Source organism: Actinomycetospora sp. 2LY8.5 (genome assembly GCF_057180585.1).
This window is the reverse complement of record NZ_JBXUHE010000003.1, coordinates 82,714-97,268: the sequence shown is the minus strand read 5'-3', so window position 1 is coordinate 97,268 and position 14,555 is coordinate 82,714. Positions and strand designations below refer to the sequence as shown.

Annotated in this window: 16 protein-coding genes; 11 read left to right on the top strand and 5 right to left on the bottom strand. The window is 73.5% G+C overall.

The features are described from left to right. Nucleotides 1-31: 31 nt before the first annotated feature. Nucleotides 32-775 (top strand): GAF and ANTAR domain-containing protein, encoded by a 744-nt coding sequence (locus tag AC2A1K_RS04835; RefSeq protein ID WP_483895193.1) that lies wholly within the window; start codon nt 32-34, stop codon nt 773-775. A gap of 47 nt (nt 776-822) precedes the next feature. Here AC2A1K_RS04835 and AC2A1K_RS04830 read toward each other — a convergent pair whose 3' ends face one another. Beyond that, nucleotides 823-1,317 (bottom strand): N-acetyltransferase family protein, encoded by a 495-nt coding sequence (locus AC2A1K_RS04830; RefSeq protein ID WP_483895192.1) that lies wholly within the window; start codon nt 1,315-1,317, stop codon nt 823-825. Between the two features lie 71 nt (nt 1,318-1,388). Here AC2A1K_RS04830 and AC2A1K_RS04825 point away from each other — a divergent pair, with 71 nt between their 5' ends. The 10 genes from AC2A1K_RS04825 (at nt 1,389) to AC2A1K_RS04780 (ending at nt 10,498) form a co-directional block, all read left to right on the top strand. Next, complete coding sequence (locus AC2A1K_RS04825) at nt 1,389-1,742, top strand: ArsR/SmtB family transcription factor (RefSeq protein WP_483895191.1); 354 nt, start codon at nt 1,389-1,391, stop codon at nt 1,740-1,742. Between the two features lie 18 nt (nt 1,743-1,760). Further along, nucleotides 1,761-3,197 carry an ABC transporter substrate-binding protein gene (locus tag AC2A1K_RS04820; RefSeq protein WP_483895190.1) on the top strand — a complete coding sequence of 479 codons (1,437 nt, stop codon included), beginning with the start codon at nt 1,761-1,763 and terminating at the stop codon, nt 3,195-3,197. Between the two features lie 131 nt (nt 3,198-3,328). Further along, complete coding sequence (locus tag AC2A1K_RS04815) at nt 3,329-4,873, top strand: amidase (RefSeq protein ID WP_483895189.1); 1,545 nt, start codon at nt 3,329-3,331, stop codon at nt 4,871-4,873. Between the two features lie 20 nt (nt 4,874-4,893). Further along, nucleotides 4,894-5,583, top strand: coding sequence for a nitrile hydratase subunit beta (gene nthB / locus AC2A1K_RS04810; RefSeq protein ID WP_483895188.1), 690 nt, complete (start codon nt 4,894-4,896; stop codon nt 5,581-5,583). 23 nt (nt 5,584-5,606) lie between these two features. After that, the gene (gene nthA / locus AC2A1K_RS04805; RefSeq protein ID WP_483895474.1) at nt 5,607-6,251 is read left to right on the top strand and encodes a nitrile hydratase subunit alpha; all 645 of its coding nucleotides are present in this window, start codon (nt 5,607-5,609) and stop codon (nt 6,249-6,251) included. 11 nt (nt 6,252-6,262) lie between these two features. After that, complete coding sequence (locus AC2A1K_RS04800; protein ID WP_483895187.1) at nt 6,263-6,676, top strand: nitrile hydratase accessory protein; 414 nt, start codon at nt 6,263-6,265, stop codon at nt 6,674-6,676. Continuing rightward, nucleotides 6,673-6,876 carry a hypothetical protein gene (locus AC2A1K_RS04795; RefSeq protein WP_483895186.1) on the top strand — a complete coding sequence of 68 codons (204 nt, stop codon included), beginning with the start codon at nt 6,673-6,675 and terminating at the stop codon, nt 6,874-6,876. The genes AC2A1K_RS04800 and AC2A1K_RS04795 overlap by 4 nt, the downstream gene beginning before the upstream one ends. Next, nucleotides 6,873-8,285: an amidase gene (locus AC2A1K_RS04790; protein WP_483895185.1), complete on the top strand. Its 1,413-nt coding sequence runs from the start codon at nt 6,873-6,875 to the stop codon at nt 8,283-8,285. Before AC2A1K_RS04795 ends, AC2A1K_RS04790 begins: the two co-directional genes overlap by 4 nt. Before the next feature lie 57 nt (nt 8,286-8,342). Further along, nucleotides 8,343-9,332, top strand: a complete 990-nt coding sequence (locus AC2A1K_RS04785; protein WP_483895184.1) for a hypothetical protein — start codon at nt 8,343-8,345, stop codon at nt 9,330-9,332. Nucleotides 9,333-9,541: 209 nt separating this feature from the next. Continuing rightward, nucleotides 9,542-10,498 (top strand): helix-turn-helix transcriptional regulator, encoded by a 957-nt coding sequence (locus AC2A1K_RS04780; protein ID WP_483895183.1) that lies wholly within the window; start codon nt 9,542-9,544, stop codon nt 10,496-10,498. On the opposite strand, the gene AC2A1K_RS04775 is transcribed toward AC2A1K_RS04780, so the two are convergent. Genes AC2A1K_RS04775 through AC2A1K_RS04760 form a run of 4 tightly spaced genes read right to left on the bottom strand, consistent with a single transcriptional unit; the run spans nt 10,462 to nt 14,535 of the window. Continuing rightward, the gene (locus AC2A1K_RS04775) at nt 10,462-12,054 is read right to left on the bottom strand and encodes an FAD-dependent monooxygenase (protein WP_483895182.1); all 1,593 of its coding nucleotides are present in this window, start codon (nt 12,052-12,054) and stop codon (nt 10,462-10,464) included. The two genes, AC2A1K_RS04780 and AC2A1K_RS04775, sit on opposite strands and share 37 nt — an antisense overlap. A 14-nt stretch (nt 12,055-12,068) precedes the next feature. Beyond that, nucleotides 12,069-12,677 carry a VOC family protein gene (locus AC2A1K_RS04770; protein WP_483895181.1) on the bottom strand — a complete coding sequence of 203 codons (609 nt, stop codon included), beginning with the start codon at nt 12,675-12,677 and terminating at the stop codon, nt 12,069-12,071. Continuing rightward, nucleotides 12,674-13,660: an alpha/beta fold hydrolase gene (locus tag AC2A1K_RS04765; RefSeq protein ID WP_483895180.1), complete on the bottom strand. Its 987-nt coding sequence runs from the start codon at nt 13,658-13,660 to the stop codon at nt 12,674-12,676. Before AC2A1K_RS04765 ends, AC2A1K_RS04770 begins: the two co-directional genes overlap by 4 nt. Continuing rightward, the gene (locus tag AC2A1K_RS04760; protein WP_483895179.1) at nt 13,657-14,535 is read right to left on the bottom strand and encodes a fumarylacetoacetate hydrolase family protein; all 879 of its coding nucleotides are present in this window, start codon (nt 14,533-14,535) and stop codon (nt 13,657-13,659) included. The genes AC2A1K_RS04765 and AC2A1K_RS04760 overlap by 4 nt, the downstream gene beginning before the upstream one ends. Nucleotides 14,536-14,555: the final 20 nt, after the last annotated feature.

Here is a 14,555-nt window from a genome sequence, read left to right as displayed (position 1 = left end):
CCCTCCGACCGCCGACCGCTGAGGACCCGGCATGTACGACCCCGACCACGAGCGGCTGGTGAAATCGCTGCGCACCGCCGCCGAGCAGCTCACCGAGAACCGCAGCATCCGCGACCTCGAGACGACGCTCGGCAAGCTGGTCCACGCCGCGGTCGACACCATCCCCGGGGCCGACGGCGGCGGCATCACACGGACCGAGCAGGGCACGGTGCGCTCCAGCCACGCCACGGACGACCAGGTGTACGCGCTCGATCAGCTGCAGTCCGAGCTCGGCCAGGGCCCCTGCATCACCGCTGCCGACGATCCGCCCGAGGACGGCATCGTCATCGCCGAGGATCTCGCGGGCGCGGACGGGGAACGCTGGCCCGCGTTCTCGCCGCGGTGCGTGCAGACCGGCTACCGCTCGATGCTGTCGGTGCAACTGTCCCTGAACGGTCGTCGGCGCTCGGCACTGAACCTGTACAGCCCGCACCCGGGCACGTTCGACGCCTCGGCCGAGCTGACCGCCGGCCTGTTCGGAGTCCAGGCGGCGACACTGCTCCACGGCGCCGACCACGCCGCCGACCTCGGCCGTGCGCTGGCGAGCCGGGACGTGATCGGGCAGGCCAAGGGCATCCTCATGGAACGCTTCACCGTCGACGACGACGAGGCGTTCCAGATGCTGGTCGAGTCCTCCCAGGACACGAACGTCAAGCTCGTCGACGTCGCCGAGTGGCTCACCGGTGAGGCCCGGACCCGGCGCGCCGAGGCGGGGCCCCGCGCGCGCCGCTCCTGACCGTCGGGGCGTGCGCCCGACCCCACCCGCGGTGCGGCGCGCCTCGGTCAGCTCGAGGGATCGGCCTGAGCCCGCGCCGCCAGCGCCGCCAGCGGCGCACCCGACACGCGGTAGACGACCCACTCGTCCATCGCCTCGGCGCCCAGCGACCGGTAGAACTCGATCGCCGGGGTGTTCCAGTCGAGCACCCACCACTGCAGCCGGGAGTACCCCTGCCGCTCGCACTCGGCGGCGAGCTCGACCAGCAGGGCCTTCCCGTGACCGCCGCCGCGCCGGTCGGCGCGGACGATCAGGTCCTCGAGGTGGATCCCGTGCACGCCGTCCCACGTCGAGTAGTTGAGGAACCAGAGCGCGCAGCCGACGACCTCGCCGTCCTGCTCGGCGACGTGCCCGAACAGGTGCGGATGCTCGCCGAACAGCGCCGTCGCGAGCTGATCGGGCGCGAGCCGGCACTGGTCGGCGGCCTTCTCGTAGCGGGCCAGGTCGTGCACCAGCGCGGTGACCGTCGGAACGTCGGCAGGGGCGATCCGTCGCACGCTCACGGGCGGCAATCTACGGCCCGACACGGTGCGCTCAGATGTCGACAACCGTCGACCGGTGCTACGGTCCCGGGGTGGACCCGAAGGAGGACCTCGCGTTCGACGCCCTCTCCGACCGGGTGCGGCGGCGAATCCTCAGCGTGCTGGGCGAGGAGGGTGAGCTCTCGGTCAACCGGCTCGCCGAGCGCGTCGGCACGGTCGGGCGCACCACCGTGTCCAGCCATCTGCGGCTCCTGCGCACGTCGGGGATCGTGCGGGAGCGTCGCGAGGGTCGGAATCGCTACTATTCGCTCGACACCGACGGCGCCGTGCGCGACGCCTTCGTGTACCTGCAATCGATCATGCGGCAGGCCGTCGACGACATCGACGACGCCCCGGCCCCCGCCTCGAACGCAGAGCCGGGGGAGCGCGAGCGCGACACCGGCTAGAAGCGGAGCCGGACCTCGATGCACACGACCGTGGCGGCCGAGCGGACGGTGGCCCTCGCTCCGCCCGAGGCGTTCGCGCTGTTCGGGTCGGCCCGCGGCGAGGGATGGCTGTTCGGTGCGCGCTGCGACAGCGTCACGCCCGGCGCGGTCGTGTCGATGCGGCTGCCGCTGGACGAGCGGGGCGGCATGCGGGGTGTCGACGTCCTCGGCCGGATCACGCGCGTCGTTCCGGCGGCGGCCGTCGAGATCGAGCACACCCAGCCCTGGCGCGGGCGGCTGAGCCTGCGGTTCGCGCCCGCCGGTTCCCGCGGCACCCGGGTCCAGGTGCGGGCGAGCGTGCCCCCGGAGGGCGTGGAGTGGCTGCTGCACCGCCGCGGCATGCCGCTGCCCGAGCCGCCGGACGACGGCGCGGTGCGCCTCGGGGCGATCACCACCGCGTCCGGTCCGGGCGCGGTCTACTCGATGTCCGCCGAGCTCATGGCGCGGCTCGCCGTCGACGAGATCAACGCCGACGGCGGCGTGGCGGGACGCCGCGTGCAGCTCCTCACCGCCGACGACGCCACCGACGCCGAGCAGGCGGGCATCGAGGCCGAGCGGATGGTGCGGCTGGGGTGCCGGGCGGTGTTCGTCAACGCCACCTCGGCGAGCTTCGACGCGGTGCGCCGGGTGCTCGACGGGCGCGGCGTGCTCGTCGTCCACACCGTCATCAACGAGGGCGGGGGCGACTCCCCCACCGCCGTGCGCTTCGGGGAACGCCCGCAGGCGCAGGTCGACGCGCTCGTCGCGCCGGCGATGCGCCGCGCCGACGCCCGGCGCTGGTTCCTCGTCGGGCAGAGCTACGTGTGGTCCCACGGTGCCCACGCGTCCGCGCGACGGGCGGTGGCCGAGGCCGGCGGCCACGTCGCGGGCGAGGCGCTCACGCCGCTGGGCACCACGGACTTCACCGACACCATCGAGCGCATCCGGCACTCCGGCGCCGACCTCGTCCTGAGCTCGCTCGTCGGGGCCGACGAGGTCGCGTTCGAGCGCGAGAGCGAGGCCGCGGGACTGCGCCGGTCGGTCCGCACGGTCTCGCTGGTGCTCGAAGAGTCCACGCTCGCCCACATCGGCCCGCGTGCGGCCACCGGCCTGCAGACCGCCCTGGGCTACTTCGAGGACAACCCGCTCGCCGGCAACGACGGCCTGCTCGCGCGCTACCGCGAGGCGTACGGCTCCTGGGCGCCGCCGGTCACGGCGCTCTCGGAACCGATCTACGAGGCCATCCACCGCTACGCCCGCGTGCTGCACACCGACCCCGAGGGACGCGCGGCCGACCACGGTGTCGCCCTCACCCGGCGGATCCCCGCCCCGCGCGACGACACCGTCGGCTCCCGCGACCTCGTCGCCCCGCGCCTCTACGTCGCCGAAGTCGGGCCGGGAGGGCTGGAGATCGTCGACGCGGTCGCCGGGCACTGACCCGCGCGACCACGCATGAACCGTTCGTCACGGGATCGAAACACGTGGATACGTCGCTGAGTGTTGACGTGTTTTACCCGGCGTTCCTACGGTCGTGCTCCGTCACCCGGACCGACCCGAGGAGCTCCCCCATGACGCTGCCCGTCCCCGACCACGACGCCCTCGCGGGCGTGGCCGCGGGCTACCGCCTCGGCCTGACGCCGGAGAAGATCGACGAGTTCCTCCCGGCCGTCACCGGGCTGCTCGGCTCGTGGGACGCCGTCGCGGAGCTCTATGCGGCCGACGCCCCGGCGGTGCCGGAGCGCGCCTGGACCCGCCCCGAGCCCGCGGAGAACCCGTACAACGCGTGGTACGCGCAGACGTCGATCACCGGGGCCGAGGACGGCCCGCTCGCCGGGCGCACCGTCGCGATCAAGGACAACACCGCCGTCGCGGGCGTCCCGATGACCAACGGCTCGGCGACCGTGGAGGGCTACGTCCCGGCGACCGACGCCACGATCGTCACGCGCCTGCTCGCCGCCGGCGCCACGATCGCGGGCAAGGCGGTGTGCGAGGACCTCTGCTTCGCGGGCGCCTCGATCACCGCCGCGAGCGGCGACGTCGAGAACCCCTGGGACACCACTCGCAGCGCGGGCGGCTCCTCCAGCGGGAGCGGCGCGCTGGTCGCGGGCGGCGTCGTCGACATGGCGACCGGTGGCGACCAGGGCGGCTCGATCCGCATCCCGGCGGCGAACTGCGGGCTCGTCGGGCACAAGCCGACCTGGGGCCTCGTGCCCTACACCGGCGCGTTCCCCATCGAGTACACCGTCGACCACGTCGGCCCGATGACCCGGACGGTCTCGGACGCGGCGCTGATGCTCTCGGTGATCGCCGGCCCCGACGGCCACGACCCGCGCCAGCCGCGTGACCTCGTGCCCCAGGACTATCTCGTCGCGCTGGGCGCCGGCGCCGAAGGGCTGAAGGTCGGCGTCCTGCGCGAGGGCTTCGGTCTGCCCGAGTCCGAGCCCGCCGTCGACGACACCGTGCGCGCGGCGGTCGACACCCTCGCCGGGGCGGGCCTCGCGGTCTCGGAGGTGTCGGTGCCCTGGCACCGGCACGGGCCGAAGATCTGGGACGTCGTCGCCACCGAGGGCGCCGCCGCCCAGATGATCGACACCTACGGGTACGGCCTGAACCGGAAGGGCCTCTACGACCCGGAGGTCATGGACCACTACGGCGCCCGGTGGACCGAGGACGGCAGTCGCTTCGCCGACACGGTCAAGCTGGTGCTGCTCGCCGGGAAGTACGGACTCGGCACCACCCACGGCCGGCACTACGCGATGGCCCAGAACCTGGCGCCGAAGCTCGCCGCCGCCTACGACGCCGCGCTGGCCGACGTCGACGTGCTGGTGCTGCCGACGCTGCCGATGCGCGCGACCGTGCGGCCCGACCGCGCCTCGGCGTCGACCACCGAGGTCCTCGGTCGCGCGCTCGAGATGCTCGCCAACACCGCCCCGTTCGACGTCACCGGCCACCCCGCCTGCTCGGTGCCCGCGGGCCTCGCCGACGGCCTGCCCGTCGGGATGATGATCGTCGGCCGGCCGTTCGACGACGCAGGAGTGCTGCGCGTCGCCCACGCCCTCGAGCAGACCGTCGGCGGCTTCCCCTCCCCCGCCGCGGTCTCCGTTCCGGCCTAGACCCTCCCGAAAGGATCCCCATGGACGGCATCCACGACCTCGGCGGCAAGCAGGGCCACGGCCCGGTGACCCACCCCGACGACGAGCCGGTGTTCGGCTCGGAGTGGGAGAAGTCGGTGCTGACGATGTTTCCGGCGATGGCCATGGCCGGCGCGTTCAACCTGGACAGCTTCCGCTCCGGGATGGAGCAGATCCCGGCCGCCGAGTACCTGACCTCGCGCTACTACGAGCACTGGATGCATTCGATGGTGCTCCACGGCACCGCCGCCGGGATCTTCGACCTCGACGACCTCGAGCAGCGCACGCAGCACTACCTCGCCCACCCCGACAAGGAGGCACCCAAGGCGTCGAAGCCCGAGCTGGTCGACGCGCTCAAGGGGCTCATCAGCGGCGGGGACGACTACCGCCGCGAGGTCGAGGCCGCGCCGAGGTTCGCGGTCGGCGACACGGTGCGTGTGCGCCCCGACGCGTCGACCACCCACACCCGGCGGGCCTCCTACGTCCGCGGGCACGCCGGCGTGATCACCCACGCGCACGGCGCCTACGTCTACCCCGACACCCACGCCACCGGTGAGGGCGAGAACCCCGAGCACCTCTACACCGTGCGCTTCACCGCCGAGGAGCTCTGGGGCTCCGAGGCCGGCAGCACGAACACGGTCGTGCACATCGACCTGTGGGAGCCGTACCTCACCAACCCCGACGCGAGCTGAAGGGACCCCGCACGGCCATGACGATGTCTGCCGAGCACAAGATCCACCCCGTCGAGGGCCTGACGAAGCACAGCGACGCGGAGCTCGCGGCGCGCGCGAAGGCCATGGAGGCGATCCTCGTCGAGAAGGGCCTCATCGGGTCCGACGCGATCGACTACATGTCCTCGGTCTACGAGAACGAGGTCGGCCCGCAGATCGGCGCCTCGATCGTCGCCAAGGCCTGGACCGACCCGGAGTTCAAGGCGCGCCTGCTCGCCGACGCCACCGAGGCCTGCCGGGAGCTGGGCTTCGGGGGCATGCAGGGCGAGGAGATGACCGTCCTCGAGAACACCCCGGACGTCCACCACATGGTCGTCTGCACCCTGTGCTCCTGCTACCCGTGGCCGGTCCTCGGGCTGCCGCCGAACTGGTACAAGTACCCCGCCTACCGCTCGCGTGCCGTCCGCGACCCCCGCGGCGTCATGAAGGAGTTCGGCCTCGACCTCCCCGACAGCGTCGAGATCCGCGTCTGGGACTCCAGCGCCGAGCTGCGCTACTGGGTGCTCCCGATGCGCCCCGAGGGCACCGACGGCTGGACCGAGGAGCAGCTCGCCGAGCTGGTCACCCGCGACGCGCTGATCGGTGTCGGCGACGTGCAGAAGCCCGCCACGACTTCTGCGGGGGCCTGAACGTGCAGACGATGAACGAACGTCCCGCGCCGGAGACCAAGCCGCGCGTCGACTCCCTGGTCGACGTGCTGCCGAGGGGCGACCGGATCCCCCGCAACGACGGCGAGATGGCGTTCGACAAAGCCTGGGAGATCCGCGCGTTCGCGATGACCGTTGCGCTGCACGAGGAGCTGGGGTTCCCCTGGGAGGACTTCCAGGCCGAGCTCGTCGCCGCGATCCTGCGCTGGGAGGCCACGCAGGTGGACCTGTCGGGGTGGAGCTACTACGAGCGGTGGCTGGCCGCCCTCGGCGAGCTCGCCCGGAGCAAGGGCTGGCTGACCGACGACGAGCTCGCATCCCGCACACAGGAGATCCTCGACCAGCCGCCGACGACCGACCACCACCACGCGGTGCTGGAGCCGGTGGCCGTGGTGCCGGGCACGTGAACGTCACACCGATCACGGGCGACGACGTGGCCGCGGCCGCGGTCCTCGCCGGGCTCCCGCTCGGCGAGGACCGCGTCGCGGCGGTCGCCGAGCTGCTCGGCGCGTGGGTGCCGGCCGCGAACGCGCTCAGCGCGCGGATGCAGGCCGAGGAGGTGCGGGACCTGGCGCCCGCGACGGTGTACGGGCAGGTCGGCCGATGAGCGAGCTGCTGGACCGCACCCTGACCGACTCGGCCGACCTCATCGCCGCGCGGGAGCTCTCGCCGGTGGCGCTGATGGAGGCGACCCTCGAGCGGATCGCGGCGATCGAGGGGACGCACGCCTACATCTCGGTGGCCGGGGACCAGGCCCTCGAGGTCGCCCGGGCCAGCCGGACGATGATCGACGCGGGCCACCGTATCGGCCCGCTGCACGGCGTACCGATCGCGCTCAAGGACAACATCGACGTCGCGGGCGAGATCACCACGGCGGGCAGCAAGGTGCTCGCCGACCACCGCCCCGCCGCCGACGCCGCGGTCGTGCGCCGGCTCCGCGCGGCGGGCGCGATCATCGTCGGCAAGACGAACATGCACGAGTTCGCCTGGGGTGGGACCTCGGCGAACCCGCACCACGGGTTCGTCACCAACCCCTGGGACACCTCACGGATGCCGGGCGGCTCGAGTGGCGGTTCCGGCGTCGCCGTCGCCACGCGCGCCTGCGCCGCCGCGCTCGGCACCGACACCGGCGGGTCGGTGCGGCTGCCCTCGGCGCTCAACGGCGTCACGGGCCTGCGGCCGACGATCGGCCGGGTCAGCAACGCGGGCGTCGTGCCGCTGGCGTGGAGCATGGACACCGTCGGCCCGATGGCGCGGACGGCCGCCGACTGCGCGCTGCTGCTCTCCGTGCTCGCGGGCTTCGACCCCGACGACGCCGGCTCGGTCGACCGCCCCACCGCCGACGACGCCGGGGAGCTCGCCCGCGGGGTCGACGGGATGCGCCTCGGGATCATCGAGGGCTACTCGCTGCACCACCTCCAGCCCGCGGTGGACAAGGCGGTGCGGGAGGCCCTCGGAGTGTTCTCCTCGCTCGGCGCACGCGCAGTCGACGTCGTCGTCGACGACATCGAGGGCAACATCTCCGCGCAGCTCACCGTCGAGGCGGCCGAGCCGAGCACCTACCACCAGCGCTGGCTGCGGGAGCGTCCCGACGACTACGGCGAGGACGTGCGCCTGCTGCTCGAGGCGGGCGAGCTGCTGCTGGCCACCCAGTACCTGCAGGCCCAGCGCTACCGGGCGCTCCTGCGCCGCCGGACGCTGGCGGCGCTCGCGCACGCCGACGTGCTCGTGTGCCCGACGCTGCCGTTCACGGCCACGCCACTGGGCGAGGTCACCGTGGAGATCGATCCGGGCGCCCGGGAGGACATGCTCTCGGCGATCATGCAGTTCACCGGGCTGCCGTCGCTGACCGGCCTCCCGGCGATCAGCGTGCCGTGCGGGTTCGACCCCGACGGTCTCCCGGTCGGCCTGCAGCTCATCGGACGGCCGTTCGAGGAAGCGACGCTGCTGCGCGCGGCGGCCGCCTTCCAGGGCGCGACCGCGTTCCACGAGCAGGTCCCGCCGCTGGTCGGCTGATTCCCTCCACGCCGTCGGACCGGTAAGCAGGACCGACAGCGCGGAGGGGGGGCCATCGTGTTCACGACACGCCGGGTTCTCGCCGTGGTCCTGGGGCTCGGTCTCACCGTGGAGGCCGTCCACCAGATCTCCGCCCACGGGACCGGCGGCCGCGCCACCGACCTGCCGATCGTCGACGACTGGCTGCACTCCGCACTCATCCTCGCCGCCGCCGGCTTCTGCGCCTGGGGCTCCCGCCTCCGGCGTCCGGGCCCGGCCCGCGCCGCGTGGTGGTGCTTCGCCGCCGCGCTGCTGGTCTTCGCCGCCGCCGAGATCACGTGGAGCGTGCTCTACTCCGGTGGCGGCGACGTGCCGACGCCGAACCCCACCGACCCGCTCTACCTCGCGACGTACCCGCTGTTCATGGCCGGTCTCGTGTGCATGGTGCGCGCCCGGGTGATGGACGTGCCCTGGCACCGCTGGCTCGACGGCTTCGTGCTCGTCCTCATCGTGGCGACCCCGGGCGTCCTGGTGGTGATCGTGCCGGTGGCCGCGAGCGCGCCGATCGATCCCCTGGGCCAGGTCATCACCGTCGCCTACCCCCTCGGCGACATCCTGTTGCTCGGCGGGCTGCTCGGCACCCTGCCGCTGATGTCCTGGCGCCTGCACGGCAGCTGGCCGTGGGTCGGTCTCGGGCTGATCTGCCTCACCGTCGCCGACTCCGCCTACAGCCTCACCGCGACCGACGTGGTGTCCCACGACGGGCCCTACGACTTCCTGTGGAGCGCGGGCGCGCTCGCGTTCGCCGTCGGCGCGACCCGACCGCCGTCGGGAGCCCACCCGTCGCGGGAGATCACCGGGTTCCCCGCGATCCTGCTGCCGCTCGGTGCCCAGGTGGTGGCCCTCGCGACCCAGGTCTACGGCTGGTACCGCCCGTTGCCACCGGTCGAAAGGCTGCTGACCATCGCCGTCCTCGCGGTCGGCATCGCCCAGATCATCGTCTCCCGGCCGCGTCCCACCGTGCCCGAGCCCGACCCGGAGCCCGAGCCGGTCGTCCCCTCCCCGTGACCACCACGATGCGTGTACCCGGAGCGCCGGGGCCTGCTGCTGGAGGACGACGCGCCGACGAGACCGTGACGGGGGGGCTCGTGCGGTGGGTACGCACGCTGCGTCCGGAGATCGACGCAGTCGGTGGACGCTGAACGAAGGACACGGGTGAGCTGCCCGGGTGATGGGCACCCGACCGGTGTGGACCCTCGGGAGGGAGAGAGCGGGCGATGACCGTCTCCCACGGAGCCGTCCAGCGCCACCGGGTGCACACCACCGACCCGGACGAGGCCGTCGAGCACCAGCAGGCGTACACACGCTTCCGCACCGGCCCGATCCGGTGCGAGGGCTTCGAGTTCACCCTGGAGACGGCGTCGGTCGAGACGATGAGCGTCGGCCACATGCGCCACGCCGCCCGGATGGAGGCGCAGGCCGAACCCACCACCGCGCTCATCGCGGTCGAGGCCCTCGACGGACAGGTCGACGTGCGTGAGGGGCGCGGTCACGAGGCCGCGACCGGCGTCGTCCTGGCCCCGCACTGGGCGCGCTACGCCTCCCGCTGGGCCGGCTACCTGCGGGTGACGTCCCTCGACCTCGGCGAGGTCGCACGGGTCGGTGCCGAGCAGAGCGGCCTCCATGCCCACGACGTCCGGTTCGACACGATGACCCCGCGCTCGACCGGCCACGCCCGCTACTGGGCGCGGCTCGTCGACCACGTCGACCGCGACCTGCTCGCGCACGACGACCTGATGGCGCTCCCGCTGCTGCGCCAGGAGGCCGTGCACCGGCTCGTCGCCGGTGCGCTCGTCGTGTTCCCGAACAGCACCCTCGCCCCGGCACCCACCGGTCGGGACTCCGGCGAGCCCGCGACGGTGCGGCGGGCGATGGCGTACATCGACGCCCACGCCGACGAGGACATCACCGTCACCGAGGTCGCCGACGCCGCCCGGATGGGCCCGCGCGGCCTGCAGGCGGCGTTCCGCCGGCACCGCGGCGAGACGCCGCTGGCGTACCTGCGCCAGGTGCGCATGGAGCGCGCGCACCGCGACCTGCTGGCCGCCGACCCCGCCGGCGCCGTCACCGTCGCCGACGTGGCCGCCCGGTGGGGCTTCTCGAACGCGGGCCGGTTCTCGGCCGCCTACCGCCAGGCCTACGGGTGCTCGCCGCGGGAGACGTTGGGCCGGTAGGCCTCACCCCGCGGCGGTGATCCGCCGAGCACCGTCACGCCGCACGCTCGCGCGACGACGCCGGCCGCGTCGTCGGGGACGGCCTGGCCTCGCCACGCGACGTGCTGGTCGGGGCGGACGAGGAGGAGGTCGTCCGCCCCGGGTCGGTGGAGCACCCGCAGGTCCACCCCCCGGTCACCTGCGGCGATGGCGAACGCCGTGGCGTCGGCCCCCGGGGGCACCACCAGCGTCAGCTCGGGGCCGAGGTCGTCGTAGAGCGAGTGACCGGGGGCGAGCCAGGCGTGCGGCAGGCGGTCGCCGGCCCCCTCGGCGATCACCGGTGAGCGGTCGTGGACGACGTCGAGCACCAGGTCGAGCGCGTGGAACTCGGCCGCCTTGGTCTCCTGGATCCGCCGGTGCGCCGCCTCCCGCGCGCGGTCGCCGCGGGCGTCGTCGCGATCGAGGTCGTCGTCGAGCAGGTCGGTCGAGAGCGTCTTCATGTTGTCCTCGGCGGCACGGATCACCCGCTCCTGCACGGGCCGGCGCTCGGCCTCGTAGCTCTCGAGCAGCCCGGGCCCGCCCCAGCCCCGCAGCACCGCCGCCAGCTTCCAGCCGAGGTCGACCCCGTCGCCGACGCCCGTGTTGAGCCCGTGCCCGCCGAAGGGCGGGTTGAGGTGCGCGGCGTCCCCGGCGAGGAACACCCGCCCCCGTCGCGCGGTGTCGACGAGCTGCATGCGTGCCGTCCACGGGTCGGTGGACAGGATCTCGGCGTCGACGGGGACGCCCGCGATCGCGTCGACGATCTCACCGGCCCGCGTGTGCCCGGCCTCGCGCTCGACGCCGAACGCGATCACCCACCACGTCCCGTCCCGGTCGAGCGGGCCCATCAGCGCCGGGGCGACGGGGTTGACCGTCCAGTACTGCACCGCGGGGCCGTGCCGCACGTGCGGCCACAGGCCGGGCGCACGCACCACCATCCCGAAGTTCGGGCGCAGCGCGTGCTCGCCGAGGTAGTCGGCGCCGATCTGCTCGCGCACCCTGCTGCGCGACCCGTCGCAGCCGACGACGTGATCGGCGACGATCGTGCGCGGGGAGCCGGGGTCGTCGGCCACCTCGACGCGGACGGCCTGCTCCTCCTGCGTCAGCGCGACCACCCGCTGCCCGGTGAGCAGCGTGCAGGTGTCGAGCTCGCCGACGACCTCGCGCAGCAGCTCCTCGAGCACGTACTGGGGCGCCTGCTGCCCGGGCTCGGCGCAGCACCCCTCCGCCGGCGCCAGGCCGAGCACCCCGTGGAAGCGGGAGAGCTCGTGCCCGGCCAGGGAGGTGCAGAACACGACGTCCTGCGACCACGCCACCGGCAGCGGGGCCCGCTCCCGTAGCCGGTCCGCGATCCCCCAGCGCCGCAGGTGCTCCATCGTGCGGACGTTGACGGTCTTGCCGCGCGGGCGGCTGTGTGAGACCTCGCGGCGCGGTTCGACGACGACGACGTCGATCCCGCGCCGGCCGAGCTCGACGGCGGTGGCGAGCCCGACCGGCCCGCCGCCGGCGACGAGGACCTGGCACCGATCAGGGGGCACGGACTCCATCGTGGTCAGTAGACCTCGGGCAGCAGGAGGTCGGTGGGCGGGTTCTCCGGCTTGTACTTGCCGGCCCGGGCCCCCTCGTGGATGTCGTCCTGCGACACGCCCTGCGCGCGGGCCTCGAGGAGCTGCTCCGGGTCGAACCACTCGCCGATCGGGTTCTCGGCGAACTCGCGCGAGGCCCAGATCCACTCCTTGGACACGGCCCAGTCGCCGAACGCGTCGAACTGGATCTCCACGCCGTTGCCCTCGGGGTCGGCGTAGTACATCGACATCGTGATGCCGTGGTCGAGGCACATGAAGGGCGTGATGCCGTGGTCGCGCAGCCGCTCGTAGTTGTCGAGCCACTGGTCGAACCGGTCGTACTCGAACGCCGTGTGGTGCAGGCCCGCGCTGGTCGGCTTGTTCACCGGCGGGTGCACCGCGGGGTGCTTGATCAGCGCGATCCGGTGGTTGGCCTCGTCGTTGGTCAGCCACGCCGCGGACTCGGCGTAGTGCACCGGGTAGAGCCCGCAGACCAGCCCGTACCAGCGGACCATCTCGTCCAGCTTCAGGGTCAGGAACGTCGCGTGGTGCAGCTTCGGCGGGATGATGGGGCTCTGACGGTGGTCGACGGTCATGACGGGGTCTCCGGTCGGTCGAGGGTCGCGACGAAGTCGAGGACGGCCTCGACGTACTGCTTCGGCTCGTGCTCGTGCATCGAGTGGGGCGCCTCCGGGAACGAGCGGTACTCGATGCGCTGCCCGGCCTCGGCGACGAGCTCGCAGGCTCGACGGGCCTGGTCGTCGGTGGACGCGCCGACGAGACGGCCGGTCCGCTCGTCGACGGTCCGGAAGTGGTGGGTGAACAGCACCGGCACGCGGACGCGGCGCAGCAGGCTCTCGTGGTCGCACGACGCCGTGGCGGCGCCGCTGACGAACGCGCGGCCCCACTCGGGGTCGTACTCGCGCAGGTTCTGGCCCGGCGGCGGGTCGGCGTCCGGGGCGGGCGGCGGGATCATCGACCCCATCGCGCGCAGGATCTCCGGCGGCAGGGCGGTGGGCATCGCGCGCATCAGGCCCTGGAGGTCACCGACCGTCCACTGGTCGCCGAGCCAGGTGTTCCATGCGGTGAACACGGGCCCGATGGCCTGTCGGATGCCCGGCCCGATCGCCGGCGTCGTCTGGCTCGCGAAGATCGGCGGGTCCTCCCACACCGCGGCCCGGACCTGGCCGGGCTTCGCGAACGCCGACAGCCAGGCCGACAGGACCCCGCCGGACGACATCCCGCTGACCAGCGTCGGGCGGCCGATGACGAGGTCGATGAAGCGGACGAGGTCGTTGCCGAAGTTGTCGATCGTGTAGCGGCCCGGGGTCCAGGTGGAGCGGCCCTGCCCGCGCAGGTCGACGGCGTGGACCCGGAAGTGCTCGGCGAGCAGCGGCATCACCGGCTCGTAGCCCCACCACGACTCCGACTGCCCCGGGATCAGCAGCAGCGCGGGCGACGAGGGGTCGCCGGCGGTCGCGTAGTTCATGCGGATCTCGCCGAGGTCGACGAGGTGCTCGTCGAAGGAGTGCGGGACGAAGGTGTCGGCGCGGTCCGCGGCCTCGAGGTACCCGGTCATGACACGAACCGGTGCTGCATCTGGCCGATCCCGGCACACCACGTGACCAGTTCGTCGCCGGGCCCGAGGAACCGCGGCGGAGTCCGCCCGGCACCGATGCCGGCCGGGGTCCCGGTGAACACGACGTCGCCGGGCAGCAGCGTGACGATCGCGGAGACCCGGGCGATCAGCTCGGGCACCGTGAAGACCATGGCGCCGGTCCGGCTCTTCTGGACGCTCTCGCCGTTGACGAGGCAGCCCAGCTCGAGGTCGTCGGGGTCGAGGCCCGCGGCCCGCAGCTCGTCGACGGTGACGAGCTGCGGACCCGTCGGCGAGAAGCCGGGGTACGACTTGCCCATCCCGAACTGCGCGGGCGGCGCCGCGAACTGCGTGACGCGGTCCGAGACGTCCTGGCCGACGGTGAGGCCGGCGACGTGCTCCCAGCCCTGCGCGGCCGGGACGTCGCGTCCGCCCCTGCCGACGACGGCGACGAGCTCGACCTCCCAGTCGACCTGGCCCGGGGACAGGCGGATGTCGCCGCGGGGGCCCGCGAAGCTCGAGGCGTACTTGGTGAACACGAGCGGCTCGGACGGCAGCTCGAACCCGGACTCCTCGGCGTGGTCGCGATAGTTCAGGCCCACGGCGAAGACCTGCGGGGGGCGGGGGGCGACGGGCCCCAGGTCTCCGGGGGCGATCGACGTCGCGGCCGCGAGCGACGCGGACCCGGCCCACGCGCGGAACTCGTCCCACCGGTCGTAGACGGCCTGCGGGTCGGCGGCGAAGCGGCCGTCGGAGGCCCGCTCCACGTCGATGCCCCGGAACCCGGTGGGCGGCTCGTGGGGGCTCGATCCCGGTTCCAGCAGGACCAGCCGGCCGGAGTGGTTGGCGATGCGCACGTAAGACGTCCTCTCTCAGT

Excerpts from the sequence above, each read along its gene's own strand:
- AC2A1K_RS04780 (WP_483895183.1), top strand. The coding sequence starts at position 9,542 with ATGACCGTCTCCCACGGAGCCGTCCAGCGCCACCGGGTGCACACCACC.
- AC2A1K_RS04770 (WP_483895181.1), bottom strand. The coding sequence starts at position 12,677 with ATGACCGTCGACCACCGTCAGAGCCCCATCATCCCGCCGAAGCTGCAC.
- nthA (WP_483895474.1), top strand. The coding sequence starts at position 5,607 with ATGTCTGCCGAGCACAAGATCCACCCCGTCGAGGGCCTGACGAAGCAC.
- AC2A1K_RS04790 (WP_483895185.1), top strand. The coding sequence starts at position 6,873 with ATGAGCGAGCTGCTGGACCGCACCCTGACCGACTCGGCCGACCTCATC.
- AC2A1K_RS04815 (WP_483895189.1), top strand. The coding sequence starts at position 3,329 with ATGACGCTGCCCGTCCCCGACCACGACGCCCTCGCGGGCGTGGCCGCG.
- AC2A1K_RS04835 (WP_483895193.1), top strand. The coding sequence starts at position 32 with ATGTACGACCCCGACCACGAGCGGCTGGTGAAATCGCTGCGCACCGCC.
- AC2A1K_RS04800 (WP_483895187.1), top strand. The coding sequence starts at position 6,263 with ATGAACGAACGTCCCGCGCCGGAGACCAAGCCGCGCGTCGACTCCCTG.
- AC2A1K_RS04820 (WP_483895190.1), top strand. The coding sequence starts at position 1,761 with ATGCACACGACCGTGGCGGCCGAGCGGACGGTGGCCCTCGCTCCGCCC.
- nthB (WP_483895188.1), top strand. The coding sequence starts at position 4,894 with ATGGACGGCATCCACGACCTCGGCGGCAAGCAGGGCCACGGCCCGGTG.
- AC2A1K_RS04765 (WP_483895180.1), bottom strand. The coding sequence starts at position 13,660 with ATGACCGGGTACCTCGAGGCCGCGGACCGCGCCGACACCTTCGTCCCG.